Genomic DNA, 14,027 nt, shown 5'->3' on the forward strand with positions numbered 1-14,027 from the left:
TATTGCAATAATTTTTTTCGACAAAAAAAATTTTATTAAAAGTTGTAATGCCCTCTTGGAGAACAGGTAGTACTATGGTTTAGTCGAGGCAACCTTCGATGCCAGTTCCAGGTAGTACCCCGATAATTCTTTGCTCTCTGATAGTGCAATCAGTTGTCCCGAATCGGCAGCCTCGCGTATCTCGATTCTGATCGGAATTTCACCGATGAACGGAACTTTCAGATATTTGGCCAAATCCTTACCCCCGTCCTTACCGAAAATGTACTCCCGCCGGCCATTAGTCTCGTAATAAGCCATGTTTTCTATAACGCCGAGCACCGATAACTTAGTCTGCTCGGCCATCTTGGCAACCCGTCCGGCAGTATGCGACGCCAGCGGCTGCGGTGTCGTGATGACAAGCATTTCTGATTTGGGGAGCGCCTGTGCAATCGATATGGTGACATCACCTGTCCCTGGAGGAAGATCAATAAGAAGGAAATCGAGTTTGTCCCACAGGACATCGGAAATAAATTGATTGATGGTTTTATGCAGAAGCGGACCGCGCCAGATGACCGGTGTGTTTTCGTCCACAAAAAAGCCGATTGATATTATCTGTATGCCATCCTTGGTAATAGGTACGATATGATCATCAATTGTGGTCGGCTGACCGCTCACCCCGAATATCCTCGGGATCGAAAAACCATAGACATCGGCATCAAGAACGCCCACTTTATAGCCGAGCCTTTTCAGGGCCCCGGCCAGATTGCCTGTAACGGTCGATTTACCTACTCCGCCCTTGCCCGAAGCGACACAAATAACGCGATCGGCAAAATCGCCGGCCACCGGCGCTTCCTTGCCGTGAGACGCCGCGTCAGCTTTATGATCCTTGCCGTAAATTCTCTTCGCCAAATCCTTTCGCTGTTCCGGTGTCATCGTCCCCATCTTAACTTCAACCTGCTCCACGCCGGCGATTTCGGCCAGGGCGCCGCTGACATCTTCACTGATTTTTTTCTTCAGAGGGCAGCCCGGTATCGTCAGGGAGACTTCGACCGTAACTTTGCCGCCGTCGATATCCACCGCTTTAATCATATTCAGTTCGGTCAAAGACCGATTTAATTCAGGATCCTTGACCGTGCCAAGGGCTTCCATCACTTTGTTTTTATCTATCATAGCTTCACCTTATTGCTTTGAGGTACTTATTATCTATAAATGCTGATATCACCGAATAGTCCAATTATTGAGTGAAATCTTTTGGGATTTCATCATTATTTCTATCTGTTTCCGGTCTTACGGCCGGTTCTGTTTGATTGAGAAAAAGAAGAAAGATCAGCAGAATGATAACACCGATGGTTATTGATGCATCGGCAATGTTAAACACCCACCAGCGGTCGAAATGCAAACCGAACATGTTTATATCGAAAAAATCGAAGTCAAGGAAATCGACCACCTTGCCGAACCGAATACGATCTATGATGTTGCCGACTGCGCCGCCCGCGACGGCCGCCATGGGCAACGAAATCAACAGATTGTGGCGATTGATGTAAATGAAATAAATAACGATCAAAAGAATGAGAAGTGACGAGACCAAATAGAAGATACCGCTTCCGAAATCGGTCCCAAGGGCGCCACCCTTATTAAAAATCAGCTTTAGTTGGAAAAAAGTACCGAGAACCTGCCAGGGCTGGCCTTCAATGAGACGGCCAAGTGCATACAACTTAGTCAACTGGTCGGCTATAACCACTACCGCCAGAGTAAGTAACGGGATAAGCAGATGTCGTTTACTAACGCCGGCCAGTCTTGGCCTCCTCTTCACTTTCTTTACACTCAAGGCAGAGCCTGGCATGCGGAACCGCTTCCAGCCGGGCCTTCTGAATTTGTTTGCCGCAGGTTTGGCATTTTCCGAAGTCGCCTTTGCGAAGCCGTCTCAGGGCTTCATCGATGTGGTACAACAGGCGTCCCAACTTCGAGGCAAACATGAAGGCCTTCTCGCGCTCCATGTTATCAGTTCCCTGATCGGCCATATGATATGAATAGCTCGAGAGATCACCGGTGGCATCCTTGGTCGTGGCATCGCGTATTTCCTTGCTGCGCTTGAGCTGCTCCGCCAGTTCCTCTCTTTTCTTCAAGAGGAGCTTTTCATACTTTTCCAATTCGTCTTTTTTCATGGGTGCTCCCAATTCTATATCCTTATGACTACTATATCCGCCTTAATACCATTTATGTTCCAGTTTTTTCCGCCATTTTCAGACGAAATCGAATCGACAAGCGCAATTTCATCAGCCAGCGTTTCTCCGCAAATAAATGCGTCATGCTTTCTTACTGCGGCCGCAAGAGGCTCTTCGGTCCTGACCATTATTTTAATACGATCGGTCACCTCAAATCCAGAAGACTTTCTCATGTTCTGGATTTTGTTGACGATCTCTCTGGCGAACCCTTCGTCGCGCAGAATATCGTCAATTTCTGTTTTGAGCGCAACTGTTATTCCATCGTCGCTTTCGACCGCAAAACCTTCTTTTTCCAGCTTCTCAATGTCAACTTCTTCTTTGGTCAATTGATACGAGGTTCCGTCAATAGTGATTTCAAGGCTCTCGGTCTTTATGAACTTTTCAAGGTCATCACTCGCCAGTCCGGTCACCCTGGTCGCGATCTGCTTCACCGCCGAGCCCAATCGCGGGCCGGCTTTGGCAAAATTGAGCTTGCCCTTATAAGAAACCACCGAGGAAATATCCGATAAGTCCTCTATCTCCTTGACATTCAACTCATCCTTTATTATCCGAAATTCCGTCTTAACCTTATCGAATTTACCGATTCCGGGAATATTCACCAGAACCCCGGCCAGCGGCTGCCTGACCTTGATATTGACCCGGTTGCGCGCGGCGCGTCCGATCGAGACGATTTTCTGGGCCAGAGCCATCGATTCCTCGAGCTCGGAATTGATAACGCCTTCATCAAAATCGGGGTAATCCTGCATGTGAACCGAGATCCGTCCATCCTTCTTATTCGGCGCCGTAAGCTCCTGCCAGAGGAATTCAGACATAAACGGAGCTGCCGGGGCGATCAGCCTGGCCACACCGCACAGGATCTCGTAAAGAGTCAGATAGGCGCGCATTTTGGACGGATCATTCTCCGGAGCCCAGAACCGACGCCGGTTTAACCTGATATACCAGTTGGACAGGTCATCGATAACAAAATCGGTAATCTGGCGGGTCGGCGGCGTAATGTCATAATTATCTAGCCGCTCGCCGACATTTTTGACAAGGGTGTTATAGCGCGATATGATCCATTGATCGATCCGTTCGGGCGGGCCGGCAAACTGTCCCAGAAATTCCGAAACCGAATTAGACTCCTTATTGGCCCTTTCCGCGATATCATCGATATTGGAGTAGAGCGCAAAGAAGCTAAAGCTGTTTTTCAGCGTATCGAAAAACTTTCGGATGACCTCGTCAAGCTGCTTCTCGTCGAATTTCTTGGCCAGCCAGGGATTGGAACCATTGATGAACAGCCAGCGCAGCGGATCGGCCCCGTATTGCGAGAAAATATACAGAGGATCGACCACATTGCCCTTACTTTTCGACATCTTCTTGCCTTCCTTGTCAAGGACATGCGAATGGACAAGGACATTCCGGAACGGCTCTTTGTCGAAAAGCATGGTCGAGATGGCCAGGAGTGTGTAGAACCAGCCACGGGTCTGATCGATCGCCTCGGAGATAAACTCACACGGGTACTTTATTTCGAAAACATCCTTATTCTCAAAGGGATAATGCCACTGGGCATAAGGCATCGACCCGGAATCGAACCAGGTGTCGATAACTTCCGGCACGCGTGTCATGGCGCCGCCGCATTTCTCGCACTTAAGCTTGATGGCGTCAATACCCGGCTTATGAACGTCGATAGTATCCGGCACGTCGATACCGTCCCGGCGAATCTGTTCGAGTGAACCGACCGCTGTCATATGGCCGCATGACTCATTGTCGCAGATCCAAATCGGAAGCGGCGTGCCCCAGAAACGTTCGCGCGAAAGGGCCCAATCGACATTGTTTTCCAGCCATTCCAGCATCCGGCCGGTGCGGATTTCATCCGGATACCAGTGGATGGCGTTGCTATTTTTAAGAAGCTGTTCCTTAAACTGAGTCGTCCGGATATACCAGCTGTGCCGGGTGATATAGATCAAGGGCGAATCACAGCGCCAGCAGAACGGGTAGTTGTGAACATACTCTGCCACCTTAAACAGCTTGCCCTCAGTCTTCAAATCTTCAATTATAAACGGGTCGGCCTTTTTGATAAACTTCCCTTCATACTTACCTGAACCGGGTACAAAATGGCCGTTGGGGGCGACCGCCTGAAGAACCGGAAGGCCATATTTTTGACCGATTTCGTAGTCATCGGCGCCGTATCCCGGCGCGATATGGACAATTCCGGTGCCGTCTTCGAGCGTCACGAAATCGCCGTTGATGACATAAAAGGCCTTGTCCGACATATCCTTAAATGTGTCGAACAACGGAATGTATTTTTTATTCGCGAAATTTGAGCCCCGCTTCCTCTCCAAAACCTCATATTCATCATGCAGGGTTGAGGGGGCCAGAGCCTCGGCCAGGACCAGCTTCTCACCCTTATAATTCACCAGTACATAGTTGGCGTTTGGGTGCATACATAGGGCGGCATTTGACGGCAACGTCCATGGCGTCGTGGTCCAGACAAGGAAGTAATAATCTTCATCGACTGCTTTGACTTTGACAAACACCGAAGGGTCGGCCACTTCGGCATAACCCTGGGCAACCTCATGGCTCGACAGACCGGTCTCGCAGCTCGGGCAGAACGGCACTGTCTTATATCCCTTGTATATCAAATCCCGGTCGAAATAGTTCTTCAAAATCCACCAGACTGTCTCGACATAATTATCGGCCAGGGTGATGTAAGCGTTATCCAGATCGAGCCAGTAACCCATCTTGCGCGTAAGTGTGTTCCAGTCATCAATATACTTGAACACCGATTCTTTACACTGCTGCGTGAATTTATCGATACCATATTTGAAAATATCCGATTTGTTTTCGAATCCGAGCCGTTTCTGGACCTCGATTTCGACCGGCAGGCCGTGTGTGTCCCATCCGCCCTTGCGGTCCACCCGGAAGCCTTTCATCGACTTATAGCGGCAGACCATGTCCTTGATGGTTCGTGACAGGACATGATGAATCCCCGGTTTGCCATTGGCGGTCGGCGGGCCTTCATAGAAGACAAAATGCGGGCGGTCCTGAACCGCTTCCATCGACTTCTCGAACACCTTGTTATCTTCCCAGAATTTGAGAATTTTGGCTTCTGCATCGGGAATTTTGAACTCATTTAACTGGTCGAATTTCATAAGCTTACATCTATACGTTAAGTTTTTTCAAAAAAATGATTTTCTATAACCTGATAAATTAAGCCAACGAAAGAGTAAAGTAAAGTGAAATATTCCCCGAATGTGGATTATTTGTGGAGAAATCATAAGGCAATATCGTTATTCGAAATCATATTCGATTTAAGGGTAGGGAAGGAGTCTCCGGACTCCTGCCATTTTGTTAGTTGCCATCCCTATAAATGATCGGCGGGTTCTCAAACCCGCCGCAGTCGATCTTTTTCTGGACCAGCCGAGCACAAAATTATTATCACTGGAAAAGTCGGTAGGTCGGCGTTCCGAGCGCATGAGCCTTGGCGAATAAACGAGAAACCCGGACATTTGTTGGATCATAATCTTGTCGGGTTTCTCATTCGTCCGATGACTCTATTCCGAGCTTGAATTACTAGCTTTCCTTATTCGTCGATAAGAATTCAAATCGTGCAAATCTATACTCTTTATCTTAATAAGCCTATTCCATAACCAATACTTATGACCCATCCCTACGACGATAAGAATTCTCTTTTCTGTATTTCGGTCAATTACTTGATTGATCTTTTTCAGAAAATACTCATTCCCCGAAATATAATATTCATGGAGTTTGGGAAAATAATGCTTGATGGTCATATCCAGAGCCTCATTCATTGAGTGGAATTCCGACAATTGCGAATTCTCTATGCATTCAGGATAAATCATCTGCTCACGCCAAAAACCGCCCAAATAATTAGTGTATTTATCAATGAATTCCCAGATTGCTCTGGACTTGTCATCGGTCAATATTTCATCTATAATAGCCGCCTTTGCCCTCTCTCTGGCCAAGCCTTCTTCTGTAGGCGGCTGTATCGGGACAATAGTAATTCTTGAATCCTTCGCAAGTGGAATGATCACATCCCGTTGTTCCGGTTTGGAATCACAGGTTGTGTAGCCCTCGAGTTGCTCCGGTGACAACTCCGCACAGATTATATCCGGTTCAATTTCCAGCACTATGCTCTTTAATCTGGTGTGGTATTCCGGATATTCTATACCGGAAAGATGACGGGTTCCCAATATAATGACAGTATTCTTTTTCATAATGGTCTGATCCGAGCAAATATAAATTGGATTTGTTTTAACATTCTCAAATTAGATTATATTATTTGTTTTGTCAACATTTGTACATTTAGAGCATTCATTCTACCTCTAATTATATAAAAAGGCCGCCTGACGGCGACCCTTACCCCGGCATATCTTTCCTTTAAGGTGGTAAATTAGTTAGTCGCAGTTGCCCTGCCAGTCGGAGTGACACCACTCCCACTGACAGCCGCAGCCAAGCTGGTCGTCGCAATGATAAACATAGTACGGCCAGTTCGGATTGGGGCATTTGGGTCCGGTATCACAACTGAATATATAATAAGACTGCGGCCCGAAGCAGGATATAAGGCTGGCATTGGCATTGTCCGCGGTCACAATCGACAGCCCCGTACCCATAGCACAGGCCAATAAGAAAATCGATAGAACGCACAGAACTTTTTTCATGTCAAACCTCCTTGTTCTTCTGCCGGGGATCAAAAATATTCATTCAGAATACTCTCCGTAAATTCATAGCCGAAACCACCTGTGGCGAATTTCACGATATTGTGCCCCTTGGTGCCGTCAACACCGATCATGGTCGGCATCCCCTGAATGTGCAGGGCATCCATCATGTCCGAAGTGACCGCATAAACCGGCAAGTCGGTCAACGGCGTAAATGCTTCCGGTTCCTGGCTTAGAATAATCACCCGATATTGCTTCTCCCCGATTATCTCCGACGTCCTGAAATATTCCATCAGATCATGACATGGTTTGCACCCTTCGGCGACAAACGCAATAATGGCTTTCTGACCATCAAGAAGACTGCCGATATTGATCGCGTTCCCGTCATTATCGGCAATCTGCAGATCGGGAAACTGATCCCCGATTTCCAGATTGGTGCTGTTATGCATCTTATCCTGCGGGATTGTCTGGTTGCCCGAACCGGTCAGACCGGACCGGACGGCGATAAACATCCCCAGATAAACGCCGGCGGCAATGGTAACGCAGATGATCGCCGCCTTGATTAAAAATGATTTGTAGTTGGTTGTTGCAGTACTGGCCATAAAAACTCCCGCTAATTAAAGATCATTCAAAACCCGAATAATCGACAATTCGTTAATTTCCTGTGGCAAATCACGGTGGCAAAGTCAAACGGTGTACGAAAATATAATCATTATGCCGGCTTTGTAAAGAGGTAAGATTAAAAAAATCCCCGACCAGGTCGAGGATTATAAGTCATTTTTTGATAAGACGATAAACTACTGCATGGGGCCCGGCTCGGGGCCGTTCTTATACAGGAAATTAACCAGATGCGTCACATCGAGCAGGTTGCAGGACCCATCACAATTGACATCATCGCCCATCTCGCAAGTCGGGGCCGGATCGCTCTTATATAGATATTTTATCAGGTAAGTCGCATCCAGAAGATTATAATTGCAGTTGCAGTCGGCATCGCCGGCGATGCCGTCGTTTATCACCACCGTGAAATATTTCAAATACTTGACGAACGGGTCGGATGAATCCTCGACCCTGATACCGAAAGTGCATGATTTGGCCCGGGTCGGGAAACCGTGCAGAAGCCCGTCCGTCTCGAGCGTCAGGCCGTCGGGAAGGAACCCGACCTGCCGGTAGAAACTGTACGGCGGGGTCCCTTCGGCCGCCGCAAACTGGAACTGGTATTCCCCGGGGGCGCACAGCTTGTCCCCCGCCGGAAGGAGCTTGTCGGTCGTGAAAGCCACATTATCGATATCGAGCAGAGCCGCGGCGGTGCCGAAATTGCAGGAGCCATACTTGATCCAGAAATAACCGTCATCACCCCAGTTGGCCCCCCAGCTGTTCTTGACACGCCAGGCGCCCACACCGCCGCACATATTGTCATCCCAGCCGACAATCAGTACGGCATGATTGACCCCCGCCGAGTCATCGGCATGATCGTAACATCCCTGGTCATACCAGTTGAAATTATCATACACGAAAAAGGCCACCGCCACCGGCGCGGTCATGACCGCCGTCTTGATGGCGCTGACATTATTGGGAATCGCGGTCCATGAGTTGCAGGTGGCATAGACGGGGTACTGACCCTCGGTGCATGGCACCTGATCATTGGCCGCATACGGCATGTATGCTTCCAGTATCGAACCATAGTCGCGGAAATGCGTGTAGGCGTAGTCCATCCATCCGCCGCTGCATCCCCAGCCGCCGGACACGCACGACAAAATCTGCTGTTCGGAGAGATCGACATCGACCTGCCGCTGAATTTTGTAAATTGCCTCAAGGGCGCCGACCGCGGCAAAAATCCAGCAGGAACCGCAGCCGCCCTGGTTGCGAACGCCGGTCACCTTGCCCGAATCTTCCCAGTTGAACGTTGACGGGAGATCTTCGACCGCAAGCTTCAATGAGCCCGGCTTCAGATGCGCGCTCCAGATCTCTTCCCAGTTATCGGGCAATTTCAGGCCGGCCATGTTGCGTCGCTGTTCGGGGGTGTAGTCGGTGATAACCGGATTTATAGCCGCCGTCCAGTAATAGCCGTCGGTATCGATTTCTTTTTGTATGGCTTGAAGTTCTTCCTGAAGGTTTTCAGCGGCGAAAGCCGGGCTGATTAACAACAAAGTCGTGAGGATAAACAGCGGCACCGAGATAAATTTATTCATAGCCCACCTTAAAAAAGGTTATGTTATATCTAACTTACTATTTTCCAGTCATTTATAATATAGCAATTATATCGGTTTCGTCAAGATTTTATCCACACCCGGCCCCCGGTCGCCCGTTCAATCCCTACCCGTCGTTGCGAGCGGAGAGATGCGCCGCAGGCGCAAATCGAAGCGTGGCAATCACGCCGCTTTGTCCGATAAAGCTGACCTGGAGATAGAAGCAACGTGATTGCCACGTCGCTCATCCTCGCCGAATGGCTCGGCTTCACTCCTCGCAACGACGAAAAACAGGATTACGTATGGCATTGCGTAGCAAATCACCATCAAATTACTATCGTTTTTGCAGCGTTTTTGGCGAAAATTTCCTTGTACTATATTTATTTTCATTCAATTACTCGAAATTGGGTTCGTTTTCCCATTTTTAAAGTTTCGACTTCATTTTGGTAGTGATTTTGGGCGCGAAAGCGCCTTTTGGCCTTTGGTCTGCTATATCACAACATTCTGCTTGATTAGTGGCTGGGATATGTGGGAATGACAGATGGTGCGGATCGGATAGTTCTGGCTTTTCAAAATATTGTGATCACATTCAAAGTACGCAGGGGCAGGGCAGTGCCCTGTCCGCGCATGATGAAGGCGGACAGCATTTTGTAGGTCAGGAGCCTTGCGCTCCTGACGATTTAAAAGGCTATTTCCATAATTGTCAGGACCGCAAGGGTCCTTATCTACTTTAATAAAGGGTTTTTTGAATGATGAAGCCGTCATGATAATGTCAGGAGCCATGGTTGTCATCCCCGTCTTTATCAATTATGGCAGGAGACGTTGCATTAAGGTGGTCGCGCAACTGCAGGAGCTCAAGGAGGCGATAGGCGCGGAATATCTGGCGGTCAAGGCGCATCTCATAGTGCATGATGTCGCGGCTGTTTGAAGGAATGGAGCGGAGGCCGACCTGGTTGGCAAAGAAAGTTTCCCGATCTTCGGGCTGCTCATCCGGATCTTTATGATTGCTGTCGAGGAAACGCATAATCAGTCTTTTGGTTTCGAAATCGGAATCGATATCACGGATCTGGTCGTTGATTTTGGCGGTTTCGGCGATGACGGCGCGGCGGGAGCGCCAGAGGCAAAGGGCGATTTTACGAACGAGGTATTCCTGGAAGATGGTTTGCGGCTCGAGTTCGGCGTGGAGTTCTTCGAGGAGGGCCTCGAATTCGGCGGGGTCCTCTTTGAGGCGGGGGGCATCGATGAGGATATGGCGGGAATGGAGACCGTGTTTGACGGCGTTTCGGGCGGCGACGGCTTTACCCTGATCGGTTTTGGGCCCGGTGGATTTTTGGGCATTTTGCCGGTTGGCGGCGATTTGTTTTTTAGACGCAGACATAGCTATATCCTTTTTGAAAAGAAAAGGTCCTCTATAAGAGCTCCCGGTGACCCGATTAACAGCGAATTGATGCGGTTTTTGTAATTAATTTAAATAAAGGGTTAAGTTTTGTATTCACGAGACATGGTTTAAGAAACCCGGAGCGGAGCTCCGGACCACGTCGGGCCAAATATTAATGATAGGTCGGTGTTCCGAGCGTATGAGCGCCAGCGAATAGGCGAGAAACCCGACATGATGAGAAGAATTAATTGGTGATGTATGAATTGAACAATGTTGCATAATCGTCGGGTTTCACAATCGTCTTTTGGCTCATACGGAACCAGATCTACTTGGCTTTTTGGGGATATTTATATGTTATGTTTTTAAGGGTGATCAAAATTTATTAACCCATACCTGCCGTTGTTATTGGTTTTTTTTCAAAATACCGCCCGATAAACACTATCGGAAAATAAAATGCAAGTACAATTATAGCCATAACCATTGCATAGTCTGTCTTTGCGTAAAGGATCATATCTATAAAGACTATTACAGCTAAGGAGCCATATTTAATGTAGATCCATGACAGAGGAAGTGATAAAAGAAACAGATCTAGGCCCGTCCTCGAAAAGGTTATCTCTTCCATTGGGGAATGGACAACTGCAAATAATATTCCGCTGAGACTTATTGCCGCCACACGCGCCCATTCATTATTACTGATCGAATTTAGAATGCTGTTTATTAGAAGAACGCGAAGAATTATCTCGCTTCCCGTTATGAACAAGAATATCGGGATTAATTCAAGAAATATCCTAAATGAGATTGTCTGAGGAACCTCCACGACAAACATTATCATCAAGATTACAAATATGGCAAATATTATCCAAAATGGCCTGTCGATGTTGAAACCGCACTTTATTGATGACCATTTTGCCTTGATTATACCATATAACATTACAGCTATAATTATTATTGCCACAAGAATCATTACAAAATTCGGATAATTTGGTGATTCCAGATTTGGAATTGATGCATTGATCCTCAGCGGATTAACACCCAGGAAGGCATAAATGGCATAAAGGAGAATCAAGATAAAACTGTAAACGTTTATCTTGAGACTACTACCAGAAGATGGTCTTTCCAGCATAGGGACCTCTTATGTTTGATTAAAAATGGGACAAATAATGTCATTACTGTCATGCATATCCAGGAATTTATAATCAGTTTCTTTTTCTACAAATCAGAAGTCTCGCTTAATAGGCAATAGGCTTTTAGCAACATATGCCAAAGTTAAATACATAATAATTGTCCAAAGGCTAATCCAAAATGCATATTCTGCAGGCGTTACTAATAAAGCCATAAAAAATACAAAAAGCAGAATTGATTGAACCCTATAGTACAAATAACCCAAAATCAATATTTTTGCCACTGTAATACTTGTTAGCGAAATTATTGGAGCCAAAACAATAGAATATACTATACTGCTTATGAAAATTGAAAAAAATACAGCATACCTCTGGCTACCAATGATATCTATCAATCTATTTATTAGAATAGCCCGGAATATGAGTTCGTAGCTCATGAGATTAACTGTTACGAGTAATGCCCAAAAAATATTATTGATTCTGATTCCTTCGGCAAAAATAGCGAGATATAGCGCCGACAAAATGATAAATGCAACCACAAACCAAGATTCCTTATTATATGGTATCCCCAAGTTAGTGCTTTGCCAAGCTGACCGTGTTATAAACAATATTACAGTTATATATGAAATTGCAAAAATTAACGTCTCTATTATGAAAAATGGAGGTGACATAGAGGCGCCATTGCCGATGAATATACCGCTATATTTGGTATTGTGAATATAAGATAATATAGCATATAATAGGACAAATGCCAATAAAATGGCATTTGTCTTTTGAGATGATTTCTTGTGAATTGATTCTGTCATAAATGACCCTCCTTATTGTAAGTCCCGGCAGTGAACGGAGTCTCCGGGCCACGTCGGACCGATTTTCATTGTGGAAATTGCCGAGGTGTCATTCAAAGGTGTGGAAATCCACGCATGAAAGATAAAGTGTTTTGGGGAAATGGCAAGGGGAATATTAGTGTGGTGTCGGGTGCCCTTCATTTTATTCAGGGTCTTCGACGGAGACCCGACACCACAAGAACATAGGAAGAGCAAATGTGGGCGGGCCGCCCATAAAATGGAGGTTGTCAGAAGAATAGGCAGAACCACTACGTCCCGCATTGGCGGGATTTCGGGTTCTGCCCTACTATTCCTTCAGGAGCTTCTAAGTGATTAACCCACAGCCCGCCATGGCTGGTGGGGCACCCCGGCCCTGCCGGGATCTAATATTATTATTGTAATCGATTTTAAGACTTCGACTTATAAGGGCTCAACTGCTTTTTGCTTGAACCGATATAAATATTATGGTATCTTCTTTATGTAATTATCAATGGTCGAGGGAACCGAATCTCAACAGTGCCAGGGAAAGGCTTAAGTGATTCATGAAACGTGAGTATGTCACCAATGCATTATTCTTCCTGATTGCCGCCGCTTTCTTCTATCTCTTTTACCGGATCATGATTCCGTTTTTCACGCCGATCGCCTGGGCCGGGATTCTGACCATCGTTTTTTATCCGCTCTACACCTTACTGCGCCGGAAAGTCAAAACCCCCGGGATGGCCTCGCTTCTAACCTGCATCATCGTCTGTCTGCTCATCATCGGGCCGGCGCTGTACATCCTGGCCTCGCTGGTCAGCGAAGCGGCGGCGGCGGTGCAGATGCTGAACGATGCCTATCAGAGCGGCGAACTCAATTCCATTCTCTCGCCCAACATTCCCTTCTGGGAAGCCATCAAGAATAAGCTGGCCGATTATCCGGAGCTGGCCAATATCGATATCGAGGCGATTGTCAAGAACGCCGTGGCAACCGTCACGCGCGCTATCGGCGCGCAGGCGACCAATGCCATCGCCAATATAACCCTGACCCTCACCTATTTTATCCTGATGCTTTTCGCCATGTTCTTTTTCTTCCGTGACGGTGACAAGATTGTCTGTTTCCTCAAGCGGATCACGCCGCTGGAAGCGGAGAAAGTGACGCTGATGTATTCGCACCTCCGTGACGTGATCGAAGGGATGATGTACGGCGGCGTGGTGATTGCACTTATCCAGGGTTTTCTCGGGGGGATGCTCTTCTGGATAATGGGGATATCATCGGCGGTGCTGTGGGGCTCGGTGATGGCGCTATTGGCGTTTGTCCCGATATTGGGGCCGTTTCTGGTCTATATTCCGGCCGGGATAATTATGTTTATCGGCGGGTCGCCGATAAAAGGTATTCTCCTGATCGTGATCGGAGTGGTGGTGGTCAGTCAGATCGACAATTTCCTCCGTCCGGTTTTATTCAAGGGAAAAACACAGACACATACGCTGATGCTGTTTTTCTCGATCATGGGCGGTATCACCATGTTCGGTTTGCTCGGGGTGGTTCTCGGGCCGTTTATCGCGGCGGTGTTTCTGGCCCTGTTGAAAATGTTTGAACTGCAGCTGCATCCGGAAATGGAAGCTAAACTGGTCGAAGAACTCAGCGGGGATACTCCCTCGGCGGAAAAATAGCCGTTTT

Annotated in this window: 13 protein-coding genes; 2 read left to right on the forward strand and 11 right to left on the reverse strand. The window is 47.3% G+C overall.

All coding sequences use genetic code 11. The annotated features are described in order from the left end of the window. Nucleotides 1–72 precede the first annotated feature (72 nt). The 9 genes from CVT49_07175 to CVT49_07215 form a co-directional block, all read right to left on the reverse strand. Nucleotides 73–1,149 (reverse strand): MRP family ATP-binding protein, encoded by a 1,077-nt coding sequence (locus CVT49_07175; GenBank protein PKK83663.1) that lies wholly within the window; start codon nucleotides 1,147–1,149, stop codon nucleotides 73–75. 64 nt (nucleotides 1,150–1,213) lie between these two features. Next, a complete protein-coding gene (gene lspA / locus CVT49_07180) occupies nucleotides 1,214–1,822 on the reverse strand; it encodes a signal peptidase II (protein PKK83664.1) in 609 nt (202 codons plus the stop codon). Then, entirely contained in the window at nucleotides 1,761–2,144 is a 384-nt protein-coding gene (locus CVT49_07185) for a transcriptional regulator (GenBank protein PKK83665.1), read from the reverse strand. Before CVT49_07185 ends, lspA begins: the two co-directional genes overlap by 62 nt. 14 nt (nucleotides 2,145–2,158) lie before the next feature. Further along, nucleotides 2,159–5,335 carry an isoleucine--tRNA ligase gene (locus CVT49_07190; protein ID PKK83666.1) on the reverse strand — a complete coding sequence of 1,059 codons (3,177 nt, stop codon included), beginning with the start codon at nucleotides 5,333–5,335 and terminating at the stop codon, nucleotides 2,159–2,161. A gap of 402 nt (nucleotides 5,336–5,737) precedes the next feature. Then, nucleotides 5,738–6,421 carry a hypothetical protein gene (locus CVT49_07195; protein PKK83667.1) on the reverse strand — a complete coding sequence of 228 codons (684 nt, stop codon included), beginning with the start codon at nucleotides 6,419–6,421 and terminating at the stop codon, nucleotides 5,738–5,740. Nucleotides 6,422–6,601: 180 nt separating this feature from the next. Continuing rightward, nucleotides 6,602–6,865, reverse strand: a complete 264-nt coding sequence (locus CVT49_07200) for a hypothetical protein (GenBank protein ID PKK83668.1) — start codon at nucleotides 6,863–6,865, stop codon at nucleotides 6,602–6,604. A gap of 29 nt (nucleotides 6,866–6,894) precedes the next feature. Continuing rightward, entirely contained in the window at nucleotides 6,895–7,464 is a 570-nt protein-coding gene (locus CVT49_07205) for a hypothetical protein (GenBank protein ID PKK83669.1), read from the reverse strand. Between the two features lie 195 nt (nucleotides 7,465–7,659). Continuing rightward, nucleotides 7,660–9,051, reverse strand: coding sequence for a hypothetical protein (locus tag CVT49_07210; GenBank protein PKK83670.1), 1,392 nt, complete (start codon nucleotides 9,049–9,051; stop codon nucleotides 7,660–7,662). Nucleotides 9,052–9,537: 486 nt separating this feature from the next. Beyond that, on the reverse strand, nucleotides 9,538–9,831 hold the full coding sequence (locus CVT49_07215) for a hypothetical protein (GenBank protein PKK83671.1): 294 nt from the start codon (nucleotides 9,829–9,831) through the stop codon (nucleotides 9,538–9,540). A 217-nt stretch (nucleotides 9,832–10,048) separates the two neighbouring features. Between CVT49_07215 and CVT49_07220 the strand changes: the two genes are divergently transcribed. Next, nucleotides 10,049–10,510 (forward strand): hypothetical protein, encoded by a 462-nt coding sequence (locus CVT49_07220; protein PKK83672.1) that lies wholly within the window; start codon nucleotides 10,049–10,051, stop codon nucleotides 10,508–10,510. 298 nt (nucleotides 10,511–10,808) lie between these two features. Here CVT49_07220 and CVT49_07225 read toward each other — a convergent pair whose 3' ends face one another. Continuing rightward, nucleotides 10,809–11,549 (reverse strand): hypothetical protein, encoded by a 741-nt coding sequence (locus tag CVT49_07225; protein PKK83673.1) that lies wholly within the window; start codon nucleotides 11,547–11,549, stop codon nucleotides 10,809–10,811. 93 nt (nucleotides 11,550–11,642) lie between these two features. After that, nucleotides 11,643–12,353 (reverse strand): hypothetical protein, encoded by a 711-nt coding sequence (locus CVT49_07230; GenBank protein ID PKK83674.1) that lies wholly within the window; start codon nucleotides 12,351–12,353, stop codon nucleotides 11,643–11,645. A 560-nt stretch (nucleotides 12,354–12,913) separates the two neighbouring features. On the opposite strand from CVT49_07230, the gene CVT49_07235 reads away from it, so the two are divergent. Further along, complete coding sequence (locus CVT49_07235; GenBank protein PKK83675.1) at nucleotides 12,914–14,020, forward strand: hypothetical protein; 1,107 nt, start codon at nucleotides 12,914–12,916, stop codon at nucleotides 14,018–14,020. Nucleotides 14,021–14,027: the final 7 nt, after the last annotated feature.

It is taken from the genome of candidate division Zixibacteria bacterium HGW-Zixibacteria-1 (genome assembly GCA_002838945.1).
Lineage (GTDB): Bacteria > Zixibacteria > MSB-5A5 > GN15 > PGXB01 > PGXB01.

Coding starts and splice junctions, on each gene's coding strand:
- CVT49_07175 (PKK83663.1), bottom strand. CDS start 1,149: ATGATAGATAAAAACAAAGTGATGGAAGCCCTTGGCACGGTCAAGGAT.
- lspA (PKK83664.1), bottom strand. CDS start 1,822: ATGCCAGGCTCTGCCTTGAGTGTAAAGAAAGTGAAGAGGAGGCCAAGA.
- CVT49_07185 (PKK83665.1), bottom strand. CDS start 2,144: ATGAAAAAAGACGAATTGGAAAAGTATGAAAAGCTCCTCTTGAAGAAA.
- CVT49_07190 (PKK83666.1), bottom strand. CDS start 5,335: ATGAAATTCGACCAGTTAAATGAGTTCAAAATTCCCGATGCAGAAGCC.
- CVT49_07195 (PKK83667.1), bottom strand. CDS start 6,421: ATGAAAAAGAATACTGTCATTATATTGGGAACCCGTCATCTTTCCGGT.
- CVT49_07200 (PKK83668.1), bottom strand. CDS start 6,865: ATGAAAAAAGTTCTGTGCGTTCTATCGATTTTCTTATTGGCCTGTGCT.
- CVT49_07205 (PKK83669.1), bottom strand. CDS start 7,464: ATGGCCAGTACTGCAACAACCAACTACAAATCATTTTTAATCAAGGCG.
- CVT49_07210 (PKK83670.1), bottom strand. CDS start 9,051: ATGAATAAATTTATCTCGGTGCCGCTGTTTATCCTCACGACTTTGTTG.
- CVT49_07215 (PKK83671.1), bottom strand. CDS start 9,831: ATGGCTCCTGACATTATCATGACGGCTTCATCATTCAAAAAACCCTTT.
- CVT49_07220 (PKK83672.1), top strand. CDS start 10,049: ATGATTGCTGTCGAGGAAACGCATAATCAGTCTTTTGGTTTCGAAATC.
- CVT49_07225 (PKK83673.1), bottom strand. CDS start 11,549: ATGCTGGAAAGACCATCTTCTGGTAGTAGTCTCAAGATAAACGTTTAC.
- CVT49_07230 (PKK83674.1), bottom strand. CDS start 12,353: ATGACAGAATCAATTCACAAGAAATCATCTCAAAAGACAAATGCCATT.
- CVT49_07235 (PKK83675.1), top strand. CDS start 12,914: ATGAAACGTGAGTATGTCACCAATGCATTATTCTTCCTGATTGCCGCC.